Annotated in this window: 19 protein-coding genes and 1 pseudogene; 12 read left to right on the plus strand and 8 right to left on the minus strand. The window is 72.7% G+C overall.

Annotated elements, in window-relative coordinates; all coding sequences use genetic code 11:
- Positions 1–222: 222 nt before the first annotated feature.
- The gene (locus ABT238_RS30415) at positions 223–828 is read left to right on the plus strand and encodes a dihydrofolate reductase family protein (RefSeq protein ID WP_350559969.1); all 606 of its coding nucleotides are present in this window, start codon (positions 223–225) and stop codon (positions 826–828) included.
- Between the two features lie 428 nt (positions 829–1,256).
- Here the strand turns inward: ABT238_RS30415 and ABT238_RS30420 are convergent, their stop codons facing one another.
- From ABT238_RS30420 to ABT238_RS30430, 3 genes are all read right to left on the minus strand, one after another.
- Positions 1,257–2,576, minus strand: a complete 1,320-nt coding sequence (locus ABT238_RS30420) for an MFS transporter (RefSeq protein ID WP_350801660.1) — start codon at positions 2,574–2,576, stop codon at positions 1,257–1,259.
- 161 nt (positions 2,577–2,737) lie between these two features.
- Positions 2,738–4,096 carry a dihydrolipoamide acetyltransferase family protein gene (locus ABT238_RS30425; protein ID WP_350801664.1) on the minus strand — a complete coding sequence of 453 codons (1,359 nt, stop codon included), beginning with the start codon at positions 4,094–4,096 and terminating at the stop codon, positions 2,738–2,740.
- A 32-nt stretch (positions 4,097–4,128) separates the two neighbouring features.
- A complete protein-coding gene (locus ABT238_RS30430) occupies positions 4,129–6,306 on the minus strand; it encodes an alpha-ketoacid dehydrogenase subunit alpha/beta (protein ID WP_350559981.1) in 2,178 nt (725 codons plus the stop codon).
- A 137-nt stretch (positions 6,307–6,443) separates the two neighbouring features.
- On the opposite strand from ABT238_RS30430, the gene ABT238_RS30435 reads away from it, so the two are divergent.
- Genes ABT238_RS30435 through ABT238_RS30445 form a run of 3 tightly spaced genes read left to right on the plus strand, consistent with a single transcriptional unit; the run spans position 6,444 to position 8,482 of the window.
- Positions 6,444–7,010: a VOC family protein gene (locus ABT238_RS30435; protein ID WP_350801671.1), complete on the plus strand. Its 567-nt coding sequence runs from the start codon at positions 6,444–6,446 to the stop codon at positions 7,008–7,010.
- A 37-nt stretch (positions 7,011–7,047) separates the two neighbouring features.
- On the plus strand, positions 7,048–7,743 hold the full coding sequence (locus tag ABT238_RS30440) for a GntR family transcriptional regulator (protein ID WP_350801673.1): 696 nt from the start codon (positions 7,048–7,050) through the stop codon (positions 7,741–7,743).
- Positions 7,727–8,482 carry an SDR family NAD(P)-dependent oxidoreductase gene (locus ABT238_RS30445; RefSeq protein WP_350801675.1) on the plus strand — a complete coding sequence of 252 codons (756 nt, stop codon included), beginning with the start codon at positions 7,727–7,729 and terminating at the stop codon, positions 8,480–8,482. The genes ABT238_RS30440 and ABT238_RS30445 overlap by 17 nt, the downstream gene beginning before the upstream one ends.
- Before the next feature lie 492 nt (positions 8,483–8,974).
- Here the strand turns inward: ABT238_RS30445 and ABT238_RS30450 are convergent, their stop codons facing one another.
- Both ABT238_RS30450 and ABT238_RS30455 read right to left on the minus strand, forming a co-directional pair.
- Complete coding sequence (locus tag ABT238_RS30450) at positions 8,975–11,602, minus strand: excinuclease ABC subunit UvrA (protein ID WP_350801679.1); 2,628 nt, start codon at positions 11,600–11,602, stop codon at positions 8,975–8,977.
- A gap of 168 nt (positions 11,603–11,770) precedes the next feature.
- Complete coding sequence (locus tag ABT238_RS30455; protein ID WP_350560066.1) at positions 11,771–12,130, minus strand: winged helix-turn-helix transcriptional regulator; 360 nt, start codon at positions 12,128–12,130, stop codon at positions 11,771–11,773.
- On the opposite strand from ABT238_RS30455, the gene ABT238_RS30460 reads away from it, so the two are divergent.
- Together ABT238_RS30460 and ABT238_RS30465 are read left to right on the plus strand one after the other, a co-directional pair.
- Positions 12,071–12,202: a hypothetical protein gene (locus ABT238_RS30460; protein ID WP_350560072.1), complete on the plus strand. Its 132-nt coding sequence runs from the start codon at positions 12,071–12,073 to the stop codon at positions 12,200–12,202. The genes ABT238_RS30455 and ABT238_RS30460 overlap by 60 nt on opposite strands.
- 106 nt (positions 12,203–12,308) lie before the next feature.
- Positions 12,309–12,719, plus strand: coding sequence for a RidA family protein (locus ABT238_RS30465; protein ID WP_350559996.1), 411 nt, complete (start codon positions 12,309–12,311; stop codon positions 12,717–12,719).
- Here the strand turns inward: ABT238_RS30465 and ABT238_RS30470 are convergent.
- A pseudogene (locus tag ABT238_RS30470) lies at positions 12,649–13,265 on the minus strand (MmyB family transcriptional regulator); the annotation flags it as partial. The gene ABT238_RS30465 and the pseudogene ABT238_RS30470 sit on opposite strands and share 71 nt — an antisense overlap.
- Before the next feature lie 168 nt (positions 13,266–13,433).
- Here ABT238_RS30470 and ABT238_RS30475 point away from each other — a divergent pair.
- Positions 13,434–14,663: a hypothetical protein gene (locus ABT238_RS30475; protein WP_350559999.1), complete on the plus strand. Its 1,230-nt coding sequence runs from the start codon at positions 13,434–13,436 to the stop codon at positions 14,661–14,663.
- 265 nt (positions 14,664–14,928) lie between these two features.
- On the opposite strand, the gene ABT238_RS30480 is transcribed toward ABT238_RS30475, so the two are convergent.
- Positions 14,929–15,066, minus strand: coding sequence for a hypothetical protein (locus ABT238_RS30480; RefSeq protein ID WP_350801687.1), 138 nt, complete (start codon positions 15,064–15,066; stop codon positions 14,929–14,931).
- A 351-nt stretch (positions 15,067–15,417) separates the two neighbouring features.
- On the opposite strand from ABT238_RS30480, the gene ABT238_RS30485 reads away from it, so the two are divergent.
- The 4 genes from ABT238_RS30485 to ABT238_RS30500 all read left to right on the plus strand — a co-directional run bounded on the left by ABT238_RS30485 (position 15,418) and on the right by ABT238_RS30500 (position 19,861).
- Positions 15,418–16,482 (plus strand): D-alanyl-D-alanine carboxypeptidase family protein, encoded by a 1,065-nt coding sequence (locus ABT238_RS30485; protein WP_350801693.1) that lies wholly within the window; start codon positions 15,418–15,420, stop codon positions 16,480–16,482.
- Between the two features lie 290 nt (positions 16,483–16,772).
- Complete coding sequence (locus ABT238_RS30490) at positions 16,773–17,633, plus strand: endonuclease/exonuclease/phosphatase family protein (RefSeq protein ID WP_350560008.1); 861 nt, start codon at positions 16,773–16,775, stop codon at positions 17,631–17,633.
- Positions 17,634–17,793: 160 nt separating this feature from the next.
- Entirely contained in the window at positions 17,794–18,579 is a 786-nt protein-coding gene (gene cseB / locus ABT238_RS30495; protein WP_350560011.1) for a two-component system response regulator CseB, read from the plus strand.
- Positions 18,580–18,583: 4 nt separating this feature from the next.
- Entirely contained in the window at positions 18,584–19,861 is a 1,278-nt protein-coding gene (locus ABT238_RS30500) for a sensor histidine kinase (protein ID WP_350801701.1), read from the plus strand.
- A 417-nt stretch (positions 19,862–20,278) separates the two neighbouring features.
- On the opposite strand, the gene ABT238_RS30505 is transcribed toward ABT238_RS30500, so the two are convergent.
- On the minus strand, positions 20,279–20,626 hold the full coding sequence (locus tag ABT238_RS30505; protein WP_350560017.1) for a PRC-barrel domain containing protein: 348 nt from the start codon (positions 20,624–20,626) through the stop codon (positions 20,279–20,281).
- A 210-nt stretch (positions 20,627–20,836) separates the two neighbouring features.
- On the opposite strand from ABT238_RS30505, the gene ABT238_RS30510 reads away from it, so the two are divergent.
- Positions 20,837–21,112 carry a GlsB/YeaQ/YmgE family stress response membrane protein gene (locus ABT238_RS30510; protein ID WP_350560020.1) on the plus strand — a complete coding sequence of 92 codons (276 nt, stop codon included), beginning with the start codon at positions 20,837–20,839 and terminating at the stop codon, positions 21,110–21,112.
- Positions 21,113–21,504 lie beyond the last annotated feature (392 nt).

Genomic DNA, 21,504 nt, shown 5'->3' on the forward strand with positions numbered 1-21,504 from the left:
ACCCCGACACCGCGCACGACGAGCTCGGATGTCGCCTCCGCAACGGGACACGGCAGATCTCGAACACGGGCTGGGCGTTCAGTCGGCCCCTCGGCGTTTTACTGGGTTCGGCTGAGCGCGACGGTTGGCCCGGGCGGTTCTCCCGTTACTCCACAGCGTGGCCGATGAGTTTGTGACTCCCGGCCGGTCCAAGCTCGTGACACCCCAGGAAAGGACAGCGCCATGTCGGAGCTTCTCGTCGACTTCATCACCTCCCTCGACGGCTACGCATCGGGGGAGGGGTGGCCCGGTTTCTGGGGCATGGAGGGCCCGGAGTACCTCGCATGGCTCGGCGAGCAGCCCAAGGTCACCTACCTGATGGGAGCGAACACCTACCGCCTGATGTCGGGCTTCGCCGCAGGCGAGGTCCCGAACGGCCAGGACGGGTTCCGGCCCGAGGAGGAGGCGTCCGTCGACGAGCTCACGCAAGCTTCCAAGGTGGTGTTCTCCTCCTCTCTCAAGGAGCCACTGACATGGGTCAACTCCACGCTCGTCCGCGACGACGCCGTCGAGGCGGTCCGCGCCATGAAGGCGAGCGGCTCGGGACTCCTCAGCACGATCGGCAGCCTCAGCCTGTGCCGGTCCCTGCTGCGAGCCGGACTCGTCGACCGCTTCCGGGTCGTGATGTTCCCGGTGATCACCGGGGCCACGGGTGAAGAACGCATCTACGACGGCTATCCGGACGTCGCCCTTGAGATGATCGGGCACCGCACCTTCGACGGCCGCATCCAGCTGGTCGAGTACAAGCCCCGCGTGCTCGAACACCCGCCGCTCGGCGCCCCTGCGTGACCGCGCCCCGTCCGCCGGTCCGGACGTGCGCCGGGCCGGCCGACGCCGGCGGGCGGCCCGGCGTCGGCATCCGGAATCCCTCGACGGGGGAGACCCACCTGCGGGTGGACAACGGCACCATCGCCACGCTCCCCTGGGCCAGCCGCAGCACAGCTGACCCGCGGGGTGGGACCGCGGTTGTCGGACGGCGGCAAGACGGTCGGCCACTCGGCAGGAGCAGGGACGTGCACCCGGAGCCGCCACGAGCACGATCACAGCCAGTGCTTCAGTGCTCCAGTGCCCCAGTGCCGCCAAGCCGACGCCGGCCCGCGCCCTGGGGCCGTAGAGGAACCTCCGGCACCAACCGCTCGACGATACCCACCATGGCCGGCAGCCCACCGAACCAGCCGAAGGGGATGACCTCGGTCGGCCGGCCCAGGACGAACGGGTCAGCTCGCGCCGTCCCGTTCGTCCTGGGCCGAGAACCGCAGACGGGTGGCAGCCGCGGCGCCGAGGGCCAGCAGTACGACGGAGATCCACAGGCCGGCCAGGTGGTTGCCGGTGCTCTCCTCGGCCCAGCCCATGACGTAGGGGCCGACGAAGCCGCCGGTGATGCCGACCGTGTTGAGCAGCGCCAGGCCGCCGGCGAGTGTCCTGCCTTCCAGGCGGGTGCCGGGGAAGTTGAACAGGAGCGGCTGGACGACGAAGAACGCCAGGCCGGTGAAGCAGAAGCCGAGCAGCGCGATCACCGGGCCGGCGACGGTGGCGACGACGAGTCCGACGAACATCATCAGCAGGCCGGTCACCACGAAGTTGCGGGAGCGGCGGGGGGTGGTGGCGCGCGGTGGCACCACGACGGCACCGATCGCGGCCGTCACCCAGGGCAGGCTGGTCAGCAGCCCGATGGTGAACGGTGACAGGTGTCCCCAGCCGCCGATGATGCCGGGCAGGAAGTAGACGACGGAGTAGAGCGCCACCTGATGCGTCCAGTTGGCGAAGATCGCGATGAGCATCTGCTTGTCGCGCAGCACCGTCAGCAGGGAACCGGAGCTTGTCCCGGCGGCCTTGGCGCCCTCCTCCTGCTCGCGGGTCACCGCCTCGCTGACCAGCGCCGCCTCCTTGGCGGCCAGCCACGGGGCCGTGGCCGGGCCGTCCGGGAGGTAGCGGAGGACGACGAAGGCCAGGAGGACGCAGGGAAGGCCCTCGATGACGAACATCCACTGCCAGCCGTGCCAGCCGCCGATCCCGTCCATCTCCAGCAGCAGACCGCCCAGCGGGTTGCCGAGCACGCTGGCGATCGAAGCCCCGAGCAGCAGCAGACCGATGGCCCGGCCCCGGGTGCCGGAGCGGAACCAGTACGTGAAGTAGAGGAGGATGCCCGGCAGCAGACCCGCCTCGGCGGCGCCGAGCAGCAGCCGCATCGCGTAGAAGGACTTCTCTCCCCGGACGAACGCCATGCAGGCCGAGATGACGCCCCAGGTGAGCATGATCCGGGTGATCCACCAGCGGGCGCCCACCCGGTGCATGATCAGGTTGCTGGGTATCTCGGACACCGCGTAGGTGAGGAAGAAGAGTCCCGCTCCGAGCCCGTAGGCGGCGGCGGATATGCCGAGGTCGGCCTCCAGCCGTTCCTTGGCCAGACCGATGTTGGTCCGGTCGAGGAACGACATGATGTAGGCCGCCAGCAGCAGCGGCATCAGCCGGCGGAGGTTGCGTCTGTCCAGCTCGCCGAGGGTGTCACGGGGCGCGAGGGTGGGGGGCGAAGACATCGGTGTCCTTAGGGGAGGGTCCAGGTGGTCGGCGGGGCGCCGTCCGCGGGGCGCTGGATCGCGGCCGGGGGCCGGGCGGCGCGGCAGCCGGAGGGAGAGGCGCGCGCGGCACCGCCCGGCGGGGGAGGGGAAGGGAGGAGAGGGGAGGGGAGGGGAAGGGCTCAGACCACGATCCGCATCGGGTCACTGAGCGCGCCGGTGAAGGCGGCTAGCCAGCGGGCGGCGACGGCGCCGTCCACCGGCCGGTGGTCCACGGAGAGGACCACGGTCATCGCCTTGGCCGCCGTGACCGTCCCGTCGCGGACCACGGCCTCGTCCCGTACCGCGCCGACGGCCAGGATGGCGGCCTGTGGCGGGTTGATGATGGCGGAGAACTCCTCGACTCCGTACATCCCGAGGTTCGAGATCGTGAGGGAGCCGCCTTCCAGGTCGGCCTGCCGCAGGGTGCCGGAGCGCGCCTGCTCAACGCGCTCCCGGGTCGCGGTGGCGACCGCCGACAGCGACATGCGTTCGACGCCCCGCAGGACCGGCGTCAGCAGTCCCCGGTCGGCGGCGACGGCGATCGAGACGTCCACGCTCTCGTAGCGGCGTACGGCGTCCGCGTGCCAGGTGGCGTTCATCTCGGGTACGGCCGTGTGCGCGAGCGCGGCGGCCTTGACCAGGATGTCGTTGAGGGAGACCTTGACCGGGCTCGCCGCGTTGATCCGCTGCCGGAAGGCGAGCAGCTCGTCCACCTCGCAGGTCGCGCGGAGGTAGAAGTGCGGGGTGTGCCGCTTGCTGTCGGTCAGCCGTGCGGCGATGGCCCGCCGCATCCGGGTGTGCGGGATGTCCTGGTGGCCGGCGCCCGCCGGAGCGGCCGGGGCCTGCCCCTGCGGGGGTGCGGGGGCCGCGGCCCGGTCCGCCGGTTCCCGGGGCGGGGCGCTCGGCTCCGGCCGGTGCCGGCGGGCGGCGACGGCGGCCTCGACGTCCCGGCGCACGATCCGGCCCCCTGGGCCGGTGCCGGTCAGCCCGGCCGGGTCCAGCCCGGCCTCGCGGGCCAGCCGGCGGGCGAGCGGGCTGCTGAACAGCCGCGCGCCGGGCGCGGGTCCGGCTTCGGCCGCCCTGGGGGGGGGGGGCCGCGCTACGGCGTGCGGCGCGGTCCCGGGGTTGGGGCCGGGAGCCGCCGTGGCCGGCGCGGGGGTCTCCGGTACGGTCCGGCGTTCGGGGCGGTGGACGTCCGCCCCGGTGGCGGGGGCAACGCCCAGTTCGGCGAGCAGCGCGTCGAGGTCCCCGACCGGTTCGTCGGGCGCGCCGAGGACCGCGACGGGGGTCCCCACCTCGATCTCGGCGCCGGGCTCGTACAGCGCCTTGAGCAGGACGCCGGGGCGCTCGGCGGGGACGTCGACCTCCGCCTTGTCGGTCTCGACGGAGATCAGCGCGTCGTCCGCCGCGAAGGCGGCGCCCTCCGCCACCTGCCAGGCGGACAGCACCCCCGCCGTGTCGTCGGCGGCCACCGCCGGCATGCGGAACAGTTCAGCCATGGGGAACCCTCCTGGGTCACGTGGGGTCGGGGTCAGTTCTCGGTGACCCGGCGGAGCGCGGCGACGGCCTCCGGGGTCCGCGCGATGGCCGCGCGCTCCAGCACCTTGCTGATGCTGGGTGAGGACTCGCCCGCGGTGAGGCGCTGGACCGGCTGGTCGAGCCAGTCGAAGTAGCGGCGCTGGATCTCGTCGGCCAGCCAGCCGCCGTAGGACGTGCCGAGGGGACCCTGTTCGGCGAGCAGCACGTTGTTGGTCTTGCGGATGCTCGCGCCGAGGGTGTCCCAGTCCAGGCTGGCCCGGTCCAGCCAGCGCAGGTCGATCACCTCGGCGTCCAGCCCGAGCTGTTCGACGGCCTCCAGGACGTGGCCGGTCATCGCGAGGTACGAGACGACGGTGAGGGCCGAGCCGGTGCGGCGCACCGCGGCCTTGCCCACCGGCAGGCAGTAGTCGAGGTCGTCCACCGGGCCGGTGCCGGTGGAGTTGTACAGGTCCACGTGCTCCAGCACCACCACCGGGTCCTTGCAGGCCAGCGCGGAGTTCATCAGGCCGACGTAGTCGAAGGGGGTGGAGGGGGCGACGATCCGCCAGCCGGGTGCCGTGGCGAAGACGCCGGCCGGGTCCATGGAGTGCTGGGAGCCGTAGCCGGTGCCCATGGCGACCTTGCTGCGCAGTACGAGCGGTACGTCGCCGTCGCCGCCGAACATGTGCCGCGCCTTGCCGATCTGGTTGAAGATCTGGTCGGCCGCGACCCACATGAAGTCCGCGTACATGAACTCGACCACCGGTGTGTAGCGGCCGTCCAGCGCGATGCCGCAGCCGAGTCCGGCGAAGGCGTTCTCGCTGATGGGCGTGCCCAGGCAGCGGTCGGGGTGCGCCTCGGCGAGGCCCTTGGTGGCGCCGTTGGTGCCGCCCTTGAGGCGGTGGACGTCCTCGCCCATGACGACGATCGAGTCGTCCTGGGCCATCCGGCGGCGCATCACTTCGGAGACGACGTCGATGAACTTGCGTTCGGCGGTGGCGCCGGTGAAGGTGTCCAGGTCGGCCTGGCGTACGCCGTCGAACTCCGAGAGGTCACCGCGTACGCCCACGTCGCGGAAGGACGGGTCGGGCCACTCGGCGGGCTTGATCCGGCGCTTTCCGGGCTTGCCGTCCGGGTCGGGTTCCAGCAGTTCGTCGCCGATGCCGGCCAGCAGTTCCCTGGCCCGCGCCGTGCACTGCTCGACGGCCGCGGCGTCCAGGATGCCGCGCTCGGTGAGCTGCTCGGCGAGGAGGGCCAGCGGGTCGCGGGCCCGCCACTCCTTCTCCTCGTCCTTGGTGCGGTAGCCGAACGCGCTGCCGGGGAACGGGCCGTTCTGGTGGTAGTAGCGGTAGACGTCGGCCTCCACGATGGCGGGGCCGTTGCCGGCACGCATGTGTGCGACGGCTTCGCGCATGGCGAGGTGGGTGGCGAGGGGGTCCATGCCGTCCACCTGCCAGGCCGGGATGTTGAAGCCCAGGCCGCGTGCGGAGAGCCGGGGTTCGGCGGTGACCTCCTCCACGTGGGTGGAGACGGCGTACCGGTTGTTCTCGATGAAGAAGCAGAGCGGCAGCTTCCAGGCGGCGGCGAGGTTCATCGTCTCCAGTACGGAGCCGATGTTCACCGCGCCGTCGCCGAAGTAGGCGACCGACACCGCGTCGGTGCCGGCCTGCCGTGCCGACCAGGCGAACCCGGCGGACTGCGGGACGCCGCCGCCGACGATGGCGTTGGTGCCGATCGCCCCGGCCTCGCGCCACTGCAGGTGCATGGATCCACCCCGGCCCCGGCAGAAGCCGCGGGCCAGCCCGCAGATCTCGGCGAGGCTGCGGGTGAGGACGGTACGCACGTCGTCGCTCACCGGGACGCGCGGGTCGATGCCGTGCGGGGCGACGTGGCCCAGGGCCTTGGCGAGGAACTGGTGGTGTCCCCGGTGCGAGCCGCCGACGAAGTCCGCGCTGGTCAACGCGTGCACGGAGCCGACCGCGCCTCCCTCCTGGCCGATGCTGGAGTGCGCCGGGCCGTGGACCAGCCCCTGGGACGCGAGGTCGAGGACGTACTCCTCGAAGGTCCTGATCAGCAGGGTCTGGGCGAACATCGAGGTCAGCAGCGCGGGGTCGGCGTTCTGCCAGTCCTTCCGGGTCGCTGTCAGCTGGGTCCAGGGCGATGCCGCGGCCAGTTTCCGGTGTGTAGGCATGTGAACTCCCGTATGTGTTTCGACCAGCACTGTCGCAGCGAATGGATCCATAGCCAACCCTCGTTACCGGAGTGTGATGTTCAGGTTGCGACAGAGACCCTTGACTACGGCACCTTCTGCGGACCAGGGTGATATCCATGCCAGGACAATGGATCCATTCACCGGAGCAGGGCGAGGAAGCCCCGCGGCAGGGGCTGCCGGGACTGACCGGGGTCGAGCACATCGGCTTCACCGTCCCCGACCTCGACGAGGCGACGCGGTTCTTCGTCGAGGTGATCGGCTGCCGCCACGTCTACTCGCTCGGGCCGTTCCGCTCCGACGGCACGTGGATGGCGGAGCACCTGAACGTGCACCCGCGTGCCGTCATGCGCGAGCTGCGCTTCTTCCGCTGCGCCGGCGGCCCCAGCTTCGAGATCTTCGAGTACGAGGCCCCCGGCCGGCGCACGGACCAGCCCCGCAACAGCGACATCGGCGGCCACCATCTGGCGTTCTACGTCACCGATCTCGACGCCGCCGTCGCCCATCTGCGCCGCCACGGAGTACGGATCCTCGGCGAGCCGACCGCGAGCAGCGGCCCCAGCGAGGGCCAGCGCTGGGTCTACTTCCTCACCCCCTGGGGGATGCAGCTGGAGCTGGTCTCCTATCCGCACGGCAAGAGGTGCGAGGACGGTGCGCCCGCGTCGTTGTGGCAGCCTTCCGACTGAACACCGCCGCCGCACCGGAAAGTGAGCCGTACCCGCCGTGCCCCAGAAACCAGCAACCGGACCCAGTTCCTCCGCCGTCGCCAGCGAGCGGGTCGCCGACCACCTGCGTGCCGCCATCCTGAACGGCGAACTGCCGCCCGGGGCACGGATCATGCAGGAACAGGTCGCCGAACGGCTCGGCGCCAGCCGCCTGCCGGTCCGCGAGGCCCTGAGGATTCTCGCCGCCGAGGGACTGACCGTCGTCAAGTCCAACAGCGGCGCCTGGGTCTCCAAGATGGACATGCGCGAGTGCGAGGGGGTCTACAAGATCCGGGAACGCCTCGAACCGCTCGCGCTGAGCGAGAGCATCCCGCACCTGACCGCGCTCCAGATCGCCGAACTCGCCGACCTCGCCGGGCAGATCGAGGCCACCACCGACGTGGACCGCTTCCTCGTACTGGACCGTCGGCTGCACCTGCTCACCTACGCCGGCTGCCCCGCCGGCCAGCTCACCGAGATGGTGGACCGCTTCTGGAACACCACGCAGCACTACCGCCGCGCGTTCGCCCGGATCACCGACGCCACCGGCTGGGAGCTGATCCACGCCGAACACCGCCTGATCATCGAAGCGATCCGGCGCGGCGACCCCGAGGACGCCGAACGCTTCCTGACCGGACACATCCGCCGCACGCGGCTCCAGCTGGTACAACACCCCGAACTCTTTCTTGAGGACGAGAATGACACCGTCGAGTGACCCCACCCCCTTCCACGGCAAGATCCTGCTGCTCTCCGGCGCGGGCGGCGGCATCGCCCGCGAGGTCGCCCGCCAGTTCCACGCGGCCGGCGCCCACCTGGTGCTGGGCGACCTGGACCCGGCGGCCCTGGAGGAGTTCGCCGCCTCACTCGGGACCGGCGGGGGCCGGGTGCTGATCCGACACCTGGACGCGGCCTCGGCGCGGAGCAACACCGCGTTCGTCGACGCCGCCGTCGAGGAGTTCGGTTCGGTCGACTTCCTGGTGCCCGCCGCCGGGATCTACCCCGAACAGACCGTCGCCGACATGACCGACGAGCAGTGGAGGACCGTCGTCTCCGTCAACCTCGACGGGGTCTTCTACCTCACCCGCGCCGTCCTGCCGCACCTCAACAAGCACGGCGCCATCGTCAACCTCGCCTCCATGGCGGGCCACCGGGGCAGCATCCGGCACGCCCACTACGCCGCGACCAAGGGCGCCCTGCTCGCCTTCTCCCGCAGCCTCGCCTGGGAATTGGGCGGGCACGCCCGGGTCAACACGGTCTCGCCGGGCATCATCGAGACCCCCATGACCCGCGACTACGTCGCCACCCGGGGCGAGGACGCGCTCTCCAGCACGCCCATGGGCCGACTGGGCAGACCCGAGGAAGTCGCCTCCGTCATCACCTTCCTGTGCTCCCCCGCAGCGAGCTTCGTCCACGGCGAGACCATCCAGGTCAATGGCGGCATGCACATGATCTGAGTCCCGGCCCCAACCGCGCAGCCGAACCCTCCGCCACCACCCCGGCGACTGGAGGCTGCGGGCGTGTTCCTCGGGGGTCGGCGTGGGCATGGGGCCCTGCTGGGAGAGGATCGAGACGGTGCCGTCCGCCGGGTCCGCGCCCTGCACCGGCTGCCGGCCGGGCCGCGCGCTGGTGCTGACGTACGCGTCGGCGGTGCCCATCAGGCGGGTACTGCGCTCGTTCGGGGTGGGCTGGGTACTGCGGGCCACGATGTCCGCACCGGTGACGCCCGTGACGGGCGGCGCGATCATCGCGATGATCAGGACGCTGCGGCCCTGGGCCCGCAGCGCGTCACGGGGCCCCGCCGCCCCGCTTCCCGGGAGGACGAGCCGATCCGCCTCGTCCTCAAGCCCTGGTAACCCGACAGTGCTGGTAGGCCAGGTACCGGGTGGAGGCCCCCACGACGGGGCGGCTCGGTCGGCTCCGCCGGTGCCCGGACCGGTCCGCCGGAACTACCCGGGGTCCGCCGCCGTCGGCAGATGCCGGCTCAGGTGCGTGGCGGTCGCCGTCGCGCCCAGCCGGGCGACGTCCGCAGGGCGGCCTTCGGCGACGATGCGGCCCCCGTCCGCACCGGCGCCGGGGCCGAGGTCCACGAGCCAGTCCGCGGCGGCGACGGTGCGCAGGTCGTGCTCCGCCATGACGACCGTGTTGCCCGCGTCCACCAGCCGCTGCAACTGCCCGACGAGGAGGTCGATGTCGGCGGGATGCAGCCCGCCGGTGGGTTCGTCCAGGAGGTAGAGGCTGTGGCCGCGCGGCGCGCGGTGCAGTTCGCTCACCAGCTTGATGCGCTGGGCCTCCCCGCCGGACAGCGTCGTGGCGCTCTGGCCGAGCCCGAGGTAGCCCAGGCCGATGTCGGCGAGCAGGCTCAGGATGCGGGCGGCGGGTTGCACGTCGTGGAGGAAGTCCAGGGCCTCCTCCACGCTCATCGCCAGCACGTCGGCGATGGTCCGGTCGCGGTAGCGCACCATGAGCGTGCCGGGGTTGTAGCGGGCGCCCGCGCAGACCGGGCAGGGGGAGGTCTCCGTCGGCAGGAAGAGGAGCTCGATGCTGACGACTCCGTCACCCAGGCAGTGCGGGCAGCGCCCCTGAGGCAGGTTGAAGGAGAACCGGCTGACGGTGTAGCCGAGTTCCCGGGCCCCCGGCTGGGCGGCGAACAGCTTGCGGACGCTGTCGAAGAGGCCCGTGTAGGTGGCGAGGTTGGAGCGCGGGGTGCGCCCGATGGGCTTCTGATCCACGACCACCAGCCGGTCGACGTGCTGCAGTCCCTCGCTGGACCGCACCGTCACACGGTCCTCCGCAAGATCGCCGGCCGGCGCCCCCGGCTCCTCGTCGTCCGCCCGCTCCGGTGCGGGTTCCCGGGCCCGGTCCTCGTCCGTCTCCTCGCCGTGCAGGTGGCCGCGGACGGTGTCGGCGAGGGCACGCCGAAGGAGCGTCGACTTTCCGGACCCGGAGACGCCGGTGACCGCCGTCAAGGCGCCGAGGGGGAAACTCGCGTCCAGGTCACGGAGGTTGTGGCCGGTGACGCCGAACAGGCGCAGCCATCCCGCGGGACGCCGTGGCTCCTGCGGTCCGGGGACGGCGGGCGCGGTCCGAGCGAGATAGCGGGCCGTCACCGACTCCCGCGCTTCGTCCAGTCGTTGTGCGGGGCCGTTGTAGAGGACGTGTCCGCCGTGCCGGCCCGCTCCCGGCCCCATGTCGACGATCCAGTCGGCCGACGCGAGGACCTGCGCGTTGTGCTCCACCACGAAGACGCTGTTCCCGGCTCCCCTGAGCCGGTCGAGGGCGGTCAGCAGCAGTTCCGTGTCGGCGGCGTGCAGTCCCGCCGAGGGTTCGTCCAGGACGTACAGCACGCCGAACAGGCCGCTGCGGAGCTGGGTGGCCAGGTGCAGGCGCTGCAGTTCGCCGCTGGAGAGGGTGGAGGTCGCGCGGGACGTCGCGAGGTAGCCGAGGCCCAGGTCGACAAGGGTGCCCAGCTGGGCCCGCAGGCCGGAGATCAAGGCGTGCGCCGCCTGCCGCCGCTCGGTGGGCAGGGCGCGGGTGTCGGGGTGGTCGCGCGCCGTCTCCAGGAAGGCCGAGAGCCGCGTCAGGGGCATCGAGGTGGCGACCGAGATGTCCTGCCCGGCGAAGGTCACCTCCAGGGCCTGCGGGTTGAGCCGCTTTCCCCGGCAGGTCGGGCAGACCTCCTCGGTCATGAACGAGGCGGCCTTCGCTCGCAGGTGCGCCGCCTTGGTCGTGGCGAAGGTGTGCAGCACCCACCTGCGCGGGCTCATATAGGTGCCCTGGTAGGAACGCGCGATGCGGTGCGGTTCGCGGACCGGGTGCACGGTGACCGTCGGCTGCTCGTCCGTGGTCAGCAGCCACGCGCGGCGGGCGGCCGGAAGCGTACGGAACGGGACGTCGATGTCCACTCCGAGTTCGGCGAGGATGTCGCGGTAGTTCTTGCCCTGCCAGGCGCCCGGCCACGCGGCGACGGCACCCTCCCGGATGCTCAGCGAATCGTCGCCGACGAGCCTGCTCTCGTCGACCGTGTGCAGGCGGCCCAAGCCCGAGCACGTCGGGCACGCCCCGGCCGGGGTGTTCGGCGAGAAGCTGTCCGAGTCCAGGGGCGCGGCGTCCCGGGGGAACGTCCCGGCCAGGTCGTCCGGGGTACGGCCCACCGGGTAGGTGCCGGCGCGGGAGTACAGCATCCGCAGGACGTTGGAGACCCGGCTCACCGTACCCACCGTCGAACGCGTGCTGCCCCCGCTGTGCTGCTGGCGCAGCGCGACGGCCGGCGGCAGCCCGGTGATCTCGCCCACCCTGGGCGCCGCGCCCTGGTCGATCAGCCTGCGGGCGTACGGCGCGATGGATTCGAGGTAGCGCTGCTGCGCCTCGGCGTAGATGGTGGCGAACGCGAGCGAGGACTTGCCGGACCCGGACACCCCGGTGAAAGCCACTACCTGGTTGCGGGGTACGTCCACGTCAACGCGCCGCAGATTGTGCTCCTCGGCACCCCGTACCTTGATCAGCCCGTCGTCGCCGACGGCATCGTACGGCCCGCTGCGCAGAGGAGCAGAGACCGACCGTGAGCGTTGGGGCATGTACGCAATATAGCCCTGCGATCCGGGTCCGGCTTTCGCGCCGGCGACGAGGCGACCCTCTACCAGGGCGGCGACGAGGGCTGTCCGACCTGTTCGAGCCACCGCCACACGGCCTGAGGCGCCGTCGGCGGAGCGCCGCGTTGGGCGTGCGGGGCGCCCCGGCCATGCTCAGCGCGGCTGGGGCCGGGCCCGGAGCACCGCTTCCTCCGGTTCGTCGGCCTGTTCGTCGAAGGCGAGGCGGGCGCGCTCGATGGCGGGCAGGTGCGCGTCGGCCCAGGCCAGCAGGACGTCCACCGGGTGCCGCAGGGTCTTGCCGAGCGGGGTGATCCGGTAGGTGACCGCCACCGGGCGGGTGGCGGTCACCTCGCGTTCGACCACGCCGTTGCGCTCCAGCCGGCGCAGGGTCGCCGTCAGGGACTTCTGGGTCACGGCGGGAATCGCCCGACGCAACTCATTGAAACGGCACGGGTGTTCGCAAAGCCGCTCCAGGACGGCGAGCGACCACTTGTCCAGCACCTGGTCGAGCAGTTCGCGGTGCGGGGCATCGACGCGGAGTTCTGCGGGGCCGGCGGTATCCACGGCGAAACCTGGTCTCGTTGAAGTGTCTTATGGCGACTACGTATCTTCCGGATACCGGGATGGGGCGTCAAGGGGACGCCCCGGCGGCCCCCGCCGCCGGGAATCCACCCGTGAACAGGAGAGCACCGTGACCGTCCGCCACTTCACCCCGCAGGGCATGCTGCAGCCCGCCCCGTACCACCACGTAGCCGTCGGCACCGGCACACGACACGTCCACGTCAGCGGCCAGGTCGCCCGCCGGGCCGACGGCACGCCGGTGGCGCCCGGCGACCTGGCCGGGCAGGTCGCGCAGGCGCTGCGCAACACCGCCGTCGGGCTGGCCGGCGCCGGGGCATCGTTCGCGGACGTGCTGCGGCTGACCTTCTACGTGACCCGGTGGAGCCCCGAACTGCTCGGCGCGTTCATGGCCGGGGTGGAGGCCGTCGCCGAGGAGGTCGGGCTGCCGCTGCCGATGCCCCCGGCCTCCCTCATCGGCGTCGAGTACCTCTTCGAGCCGGACGTCCTGGTCGAGGTCGAGGCGACCGCCGTCCTCGACTGAGAGCAGCCGGGCCGGCCCGGCCCGGCCCGGCGGGCGGAAGCGCGGCAGGGCGCCGCAGTCTCCCGTCGCTGTCGCTGTCCCGGCCGGGGGAGTAGACGACGAGGATGACGTCCTCGATGGGGAGCTTGTCGCGGTGCAGGCGCAGTCCGCCGACGGCCGGGTGGTGGAGCGTGGTGGTGGTGCCGCCGAGGTCGCGGACGTCGTGGCGGTCCCACGGGGTGCGGAGCCGCTGGCTGGACGGGGCGAGCTCGCCGACGAGTTCGACGAACCGGGGTTGTCGGTGTCGTCCCCGATGGAGGTGCGGAGGGCCGCGACGACGTCGGTGGTGGCTGTCGCCCGGTCCTGGTGGAAGGCTTGTTCCTCGGGGTCCGGGAGGAGGGAGCGCGGCCGGTTCTCGCCGGGCCGCAAGCGGGGAGCGAGGGCCTAGAAGTTGGCGGCCAGGACATCGAACGCGCGCCCTTCGACGAACGCGGGGATGTCCAGGTGGGCGAGCGGCTCGTGCACGCGTGCCGGCACGTTCTCGGGCCGCTTGCGGCGCGGCCTCCCGGCCCTTCGACCGGGAAGGCGACGGCCCCAGGCCGACCCGGAGGGCGGCCTGGGCGGTGGTGTGACAGGGCGGGCAGCGCCCACCGTCGGGCTAATCGTGGGAGCAACGGCACACATGCTGGTGGCATGGAGGGGCTCCCCGGTTCCGCCTCTCCTCGGAGGTCCATCGTGACGCTCTCCCGTCCCTGGGGCCGTGCGCCCCACCACGTCCTCGCCGCGGCCGTCGCCGCCACGTCGGTGGCCGGCGTGTTCGCCGCCGCGCCGGCGGACTCCCGCACAGTCGACACCGGCCGGCATCCGCACAACCGCGCCGAGACCATCACCGAGAACCGGCTGCCGTTCACCACCCGCTTCCAGGACGAATTCCACGGCTCCATCACGCACATCGGCAACGCCCTGATGACCTGCGACGAGACCAAGCCTCCCGTCGACCCCGCCCAGCCCCCCTGCGAGCAGGCCCGCACCGGCGCCGGCAGCCGCCCCATCAACAACAACTACCCGATGCGGTACATCAACATCGACCCCGGCAGCATCGGCCCGCTCGGCGACGCCATCTACTCCGCCAGCTCCGCTGACCTCGCCCTGCCCCCCGGCGCCACCGTCAAGCACGCCCGCCTCTACTGGGGCGGTACCCGCGGCATCGACGACGTCGTCCTGCCCGAGAGCCAGATCGACGAGATCTACCTGAAGTTCCCCGGCGACACCCAGTACCGCAACATCCCGAACCAGCAGCCCTCCATCGGCTACATCACCACCGACGAGGAGAGCAGCTACCAGGCGTCCGCCGACATCACCGATCTCGTCCGGCAGCACGGCACCGGCACCTACACCGCCGCCAACATGGACTCCGTCGTCAAGCCCCACAGCTGGGGCGGCTGGACCATCGTCATCGCCTACGAGGACCCCTGCGCCCCGCTGCGCCACGTCCACCTGTGGGACGGCTTCCAGCCGGAACTTCCCAACAGCCCCGCCCTGTCGGGGACCCTGACCGGCATCCGTACCCCGGCCGCCGGTCCGGTCACCGGCCACCTCGGCTGGGTCGTCTACGACGGCGACCACAAGTGGACCGGCGACACCATGGACATCAAGTCCACCCACGGCCCCCTGACCCGCTTCACCGACGCGAACCACCCGGCCGACGACGCGTTCAACTCCACCGTCGGCGCGCCCGGATCGCTCGGCACCTTCCCCCGCAACCCGGCCCCGCGCAACAACTTCGGCCACGACACCAACCGCTGGAACGTCTCCGAGTTCCTGCGCAACGACGACACCGACGTGACCGTCACCGTCAACACCCAGGGCGACGGCTACAACCTCGGCGTCTTCTACGCCGACATCGACCTCGACACGGACCAGAAGGGCGCGACCCCCTCCAGCCGCTGGTCGAACGGCCGATAGCCCCACCGCACCCACCTGCCCGCACGCCGATCCGGTTCCCGGTATCGCTGATCGTGCGGTGCCGCCCGAAGGAGCAGCCGGCGGGCAGCATCAGGCCGTGGCCCCGCACGATCGGTGCGGGGCCACGCCGCCCGTCGGGTCGCCGGAGCCCGCAGCGGCCCCTACTGCGGGCACGCCCCCGTCGGAGGCGCGATGGCCGGGGTTCGGAGCGGGCGGCTGCTCCGTGGGAGCAGCCGATCGGCGGGTGCCCGTGGGCCGGGCGCAGTCAGCCCCGGATCATGTCCTCGGCCCGGTGCTCGGCGGCCGGCTGGGCCTGGACGGCAGTGACCGCCTGGATGGTGGCGTCCGGCTGGACGGTGGCGGCCAGGGCCGCGGCGGCCCTGGCGATGACGGTACGGAACATGACGGTGTCCTCTTCGGATACGACGGAGGTGCGGCGATCCGCCCTCGTCGGCCGGTCCCCCGACGAGGGGAGAGGCGGCCCTGGCCGGCGCTGCCGTCCCCGCGCTCGCGGCGAGAACTCCCGGCCCTGGACTGCGCAGCCTCCGGCCCCGGGCTGACCCCGTGCTCGCGGGGGAGGATGCTTCCGTCCTTGCGTTCCGTGCCACTGGTACGTGGCTGATACACGATCGCGTGCTCGCGGAAGCGGCGTGACGACCCGCTCGAAGCAGCCGTCCCGGAGTCTTTGGACACACCCCGCGTGGCCTCCGTGCCGGCGGGGCTCCGTGTTCCTCTGCTTCGGGAGGCAGTCGCCGTGTCCACCGTGACAAAACGTGAAGACCACGATCCCCACGCCGTTCCGGTCCGTCGCCGCGCGCCCCGCCGCAGGGTGCTGTGGCTGCTGGCCGCGGCGCTGGTCGCGGGCGCCGGCGGCGGCATGGCTGGGGCCCTGCCGGACGGGCCCGCGGCCGGGGGCGCCGGGAAAGGAGGGATCCGGGCCGAGGGGCCACCGACGCTGCCGGCTCCTGCGCCCGTCGTCGACCTCGATCTGCCGTGGCCGCCGGAGGGACAGTCGGCGGTCGCCGTGACGAAGGTCGGCGTCCTGGGGGTGAACGGGCCGCAGCAGCCGGTGCCGATCGCGAGTGTCACCAAGGTGATGACGGCGTACGTCGTTCTGCGGGACCACCCCCTGCGCGACGGCCAGGACGGCCCGACGATCACGGTGGACGCACAGGCGGCGGACGAGTCGGCGTCGACGAGCGAGTCGACGGCTCCCGTGGTCGCGGGCCAGCGGCTCACCCAGCGCAAGCTGCTGGAGGTGATGCTGCTCCCGTCCGCGAACAACGTGGCCCGGCTGCTCGCCCGCTGGGACGCGGGCAGCGAGGAGGCGTTCGTGAAGCGGATGAACGCGGAGGCGGCCCGGCTGGGGATGACCGCGACGACCTACACCGGGGCCAGCGGGATCGAACCCACGACCGTGTCCACGGCCGCCGACCAGCTGGTCCTGGCCCGCGAGGCGATGAAGGACCCGGCGCTGCGCGCCACCGTGGCCCTGCGCAGCACCACACTGCCGGGCCGCGCGGTGCCGTTGCGCAACACCAACACGCTGCTCGACCATCCCGGGGTGGTGGGGCTGAAGACCGGTTCGAGTACGCCGGCGGGAGGCAACCTGATGTGGGCCCTGGAGGTGCCGGAGGGCGGCGACGGAACAGGACGCAGGCTCGTCCTCGGCGTGGTGCTGGGCCAGCGCGCCGGTACGACCCCCACCGAGGGCATGCGGGCGGCGTTGGAGAACAGCGGGCGGCTCGTCGACGCGCTGGGGCAGAAGCTGCCCCAGGTCCTGCCGGCCCTCGACGGCGGCCGCCGGGAGTGGGCGTGAACACGGACACCGACACGGGCACGGCCCCGCCGGCCCCCTCGCCCGGGGACGGGCCGGCGCCGGCCGACGGGACGGGACGCGACGGCGCGGGCACGTCCGCGTCCGGCGCGTCTTCCCGCCACCGTCCCCGCCGTCCCCGCCGCTCCCCGAGCCCTTCCCCGGGCCCCGCCCCGAGCCCTTCCCCGGGCCCCGCCCCGCGCCGTGCGGCCCGCCGCGGCACGGGGCGGCGGGGGCGGTACGGGCCGCGCGGGTGGCTGCTCGCCGTGGCCGCGCTGCTCTGCGCCGCTCCCATGGCACTGAGCTCCCACCTGCCGAACGCGGTCGGCAACCTCGGCAGTCTCTGCCAGACGATGCTGCCGTGGTCGGGGCTGGGCGTCGTCCTGCTGCTGTGCTGCGCGGCGGTCCGCCGGTCGGTCCTGGCAGCGGTCGCCGTGCTGGTCCCCGCCCTGCTGTGGACCGCCCTGTTCGGGCCCGCTCTCCTCGACAAGAGGTCCGGCGGCGGGGACTTCACGGTGGTGAGCCACAACGTGAACGAGGACAACCCCGACCCTGGCCGCACGGCCCGCGCGCTGGCGGCCTCGGGCGCCGACGTCCTGGCGGTGGAGGAGCTGGCGAGCCGGGCCCAGGAGACCTTCCGGCGCGAACTGGCGGCCACCCACCCCTACTCCCAGGTACGGGGAGGGGTCGGGGTGTGGAGCAGGTACCCGGTCGAGGAGGTGGAACCGGTGGAGATCATGCCCTGGACCAGGGCGTTGCGCGCCACCGTGCGGACGCCGAAGGGGCCGGTGGCGCTCTACGTGGCGCACCTCGCCTCCGTCCGGGTGAACCCGGCCACCGGCTTCGCCACGACCCGCCGCAACGAGGCGGCGGCCAGGCTGGCCGAGGCCGTCCGGGCGGAGAAGCTCGCACGGATCGTGGTCCTGGGGGACTTCAACGGTTCGGTCGACGACTCCGCGCTGCGCGGGCTCACGGGGTCGCTGCGGTCGGCGCAGCGGGAGGCCGGCGACGGCTTCGGCTTCACCTGGCCCGCGTCGTTCCCGGTGGTCCGGATCGACCAGATCCTGATGGTCGGCCTCACGCCGCGTGCGGCGTGGACACTGCCCGCCACCGGCAGCGACCACCTGCCGGTCGCGGCGTCCCTGCGGCTCTGACCGGGCCGTGTGGCCGTCCCGGGTCCCGTCCGGGGCCCGGCCCCCCGACCCCGACGAAGCCGCAGGGCCCCGGCACGGCCCCCGCCGCCCGGACGGTTACGATCGATCACTCGCGGGCCCGGACGAGTGCCGCTCTCCGGGCGAACACATCGGAGAACCCTTGTCCGTCATTCGTGTGCCCGACCCGGTCGGCGTGCTGCTCGTCGAGGACGACGCGGTCATCCGCCGCTCGGTGCAGCTGGCCCTGGAACGCTACGGCTACGAGGTCGACGTCACCGGGGACGGGCTCGACGGCCTGGAGGCGTTCCGGGCCGGGGCGCACGACGTGCTGATCCTGGACGTGATGCTCCCGGGCCTCGACGGCATCAGCCTGTGCCGACGGGTCCGCGAGGAGAGCCTGACCCCGATCCTGATGATGTCCGCCCGGGGCGACGCCCTCGACGTCGTGGCCGGACTGGAGGCCGGCGCCGACGACTACGTGGTCAAGCCGGTGGACATCCCCGTCCTCGTCGCCCGCATCCGCTCCCTGCTGCGCCGTGCCACCTTCCACCGGGGTCCCGTCCCGGAACCGGCACCGGACGAACGGGCTACGGGCGTGCCGGCCGCGTCTGCCGGAACGGCGCGGCCCCCGGAACCCCCGACGGCCCCCTCCTCGCCCGACCTCCTCGTCTTCGGCGGCCTGACCGTGGACCTGCGCGGCCTGGAGGTGTGCCTGGACGGGCGGCCCGTCCTGCTGACGCCCACCGAACTGCGCCTGCTGCTGGCCTTCGCGGAGAACCCCGGTGCGGTCCTGGACCGCCGTCGTCTGCTGCGCGACGTCTGGGACTACGGTTGGGAGGGCGACACCCGGGTCGTCGACCTGTGCGTGGTGCGGCTGCGCAAGAAGATCGGGGCGGACCGGATCGAGACCGTCCGGGGCTTCGGCTACAAGCTCGTGCGGGGCTGAGCGGATGGCCACGCGGCTGTTCGACCCGCGGTCCCTGCGATGGAAGGCCGCGGCCCTGGTCGCGCTGGCCTGCTGCGCGGTCGCCGCCGTGATCGGGGTGCTCGTCCACCGGGCGACGGCCCAGAGCGGTGAGCGGGCCGGGCGCGAACTGGCGGCCGCGCAGTTGGCCGCGGCGGAGAAGGAGTTCTCGCTCACCGGCAACCGGCCGGCCTTCGCGGACCTGCGGACCGTGGCCGGTCTGCCGGCACCGTTGGCGAAGTCGGTCGCCGAACTGCGGACGCCCGAGGCGTACGCGCTCTGGTATGACGTCAAGGCGCCGAACTGGCACTGGCTCTGGGCGGCCGCCCCGGTCGGCGACGACCAGGTGATCGTCGTGCGGACCGACATGAGGGCCCAGGTCCGCGGTCTCCAACTGCTGGACCGCAGCATGGTCAAGGCGGCGCTCGCCGCGCTCCTGGTCGTCGTGCCCGCAGCAGCTCTCGTGGCGGAGCGGATGAACCGGCGGCTGCGTCACGGTTCCCGTACCGCCCGGCGGATCGCGGACGGGGATCTCGACGCCCGGATCGGCAGACGGGGCCGCACCCGCGACGAGATCACCGAGATGTCGGCGGCGGTGGACGCGATGGCGGCCGCGCTCCAGGCGCGGCTCGCCGCGGAGAAACGCTTCACCGCCGACGTCGCCCACGAGCTGCGCACTCCGTTGATGGGCCTGGTCACCGCGGCGGGTCTGCTCCCGGAGGAGGACGAGGCGGCGGGCCTGGTCCGCACGCAGGTGCTCGCGCTGCGGGTCCTGGTCGAGGACCTGCTGGAGGTCTCGCGCCTGGACGCCGGTGCCGAGCGGGCACGGATCGACGAGGTTCCCCTCGGCGAGCTCGTCGCCCACGCGGCCGGGCAGGCCGGCGGTGACACCCGGGTGCGGCTGGAGGCTCCCGCCGTCGTCGCGACCGACCCGCGCCGGGTGGAGCGCATCATCACCAACCTCGTGGTCAACGCCCACCGGCACGGCGCGCCGCCCGTCGAGGTCACCGTCACCGGCGCCCGGATCACGGTGCGCGACCACGGGCCGGGCTTCCCCGACGACCTCCTCGCCGACGGGCCCCAGCGCTTTCGCACCGGTGCCGCCGAACGCGGCCGGGGCCACGGCCTGGGACTGACGATCGCCGTCGGCCACGCCGCGGTGCTCGGCGCCGCTCTGACGTTCACGAACGCCCCGGACGGCGGCGCCGTCGCCGTCCTCGACCTCCCGCGTCCACCCGGTCCGACCCGCCCGCAGGGCACCTGAACCCGCCGTCCGACGCCCGGGCGTGGCGTGCTCCGTCGAAGGGCACCCCGGAAGAACCCCCGCCGGAGGTACGAACTTCAGGGCCCACGGACCGTTTCTGCGCGGTCGGCGACCGTTTCCCGGGCGCGGGCGGTATCGGGCCCGGATCGGGATCGGCAGGATGGTGTCGCATCGGCTGGTCCACAGCCTCGCGTACCCGGTCACCCGGCAGCTGTCCCGTTCTCCGTGTCGGCGGCGGCGGGCCCGTTCGTTGGCGGTTGTTCAGCGGGTGCTGAGGTCGCGTCACCCGGAAGGGTGAGGTCGCCGTCGCTGTACCGCGCGGTGGGGTGCGAACCGCCTCCCCGGGGCGTTGTCGCCCTTGGCGGGCCACGACCGGGCTGTCGTGGCCCGCCAAGGGGGCCGGGGCGCGCGGAGGGGTCAGATGGCTCCGCCGTAGTAGCTGCCGATCGTGCGGTGGTAATCGGGATCCGCGCTGTGCCGGTCCTTGTCGTACTCCGGCGAGTTCTTCACCTCGTCCTTCGTCCGGTTCACCCACACCGTCCGTTCGCCCGTGTCCACGCGCCGGATCGTGCCCGCGGGGAGCAGCACCTCTCGGCCGAAGATCCACGGGCCGGTGTCGACCACGATGTGTGCGGAGTCGACCTCCTCGGTGTGCCGGTCGATCTTTCCGATGTGGCCGTCCGTGGCCTCGACGCGGTAGCCCGTCAGGTCCGTGCCCGGGGCGTATCCCTCGGCGTTGCCGTAGTCCCACATTCCGCTGGTCATAGGAGCCTCCTCGGTTGGTGGTCCGTCGTCGTGGTGCGGCTGCCGACTTCCCCGGGCCGAGCGGAGCATGCACCCCGCCCGCTGGCCTTTTGTCCGGAACGGTGCCTCGGGCTCTTTCCACCGGGCGCCGGACCCTCGCGGGTTTGGAAATGGCGGCACGGTGAAGACGAGCGCTGACACCGGCCGTATTCATCGAGGTAGGAGAAGCGCATGGGCGTCATCGCCTGGATTCTGATCGGACTGTTCGCGGGCCTCATCGCGAAGGCCCTGATGCCGGGCAAGGACCCGGGAGGCCTCATCGTCACGATCCTTCTCGGGATCGCGGGCGGTCTGCTGGGAGGCTGGCTCGGCAAGGTGATCTTCGGTGTCGATTCCATCGACGGCTTCTTCGATCTCTCCACCTGGATCGCCGCCGTCGTCGGCTCGGTCATCATCCTCGCCGCCTACCGGCTGCTCACCGGAAACAAGCCCCACCGCCACGCCTGAGGGTGGGTGCCCGGCAGGTCCACGGCGGCTCCGCCTTGTACCGAGGGCGGAGCCGTTTCGACTGTCCGCCCCCACGGGCTGACCGCGGGGGCGGACAGTCGATCACGGGCCGGGTGGCCGTCGGCTTCCAGGTCCGGCCCGGCAGCCGACGGCCGACCGGCCCTCGCCCGCCCGTCCGCGCCGTCCGGCCCCACGGGGTCCGCCGGCCGCGTCATGCCCGTGCGCCGTGCCGATTCGGCCGGGCACCGGCGGCGTGTGACCGCGTGTGACCGATAGGGGGCCAGGGCCGCGCCGGCCCCCTAGGCCCGGGTGCCCCGCCGTGCCGGGCACGAGCGACGCTCCTGCCCGCACCCGCCGTTCGCCGCGGCCGGCTTCACCATGGCCGGGCTGTG

The sequence above is a fragment of the Kitasatospora sp. NPDC001527 genome, assembly GCF_040298605.1.
Lineage (GTDB): Bacteria > Actinomycetota > Actinomycetes > Streptomycetales > Streptomycetaceae > Kitasatospora.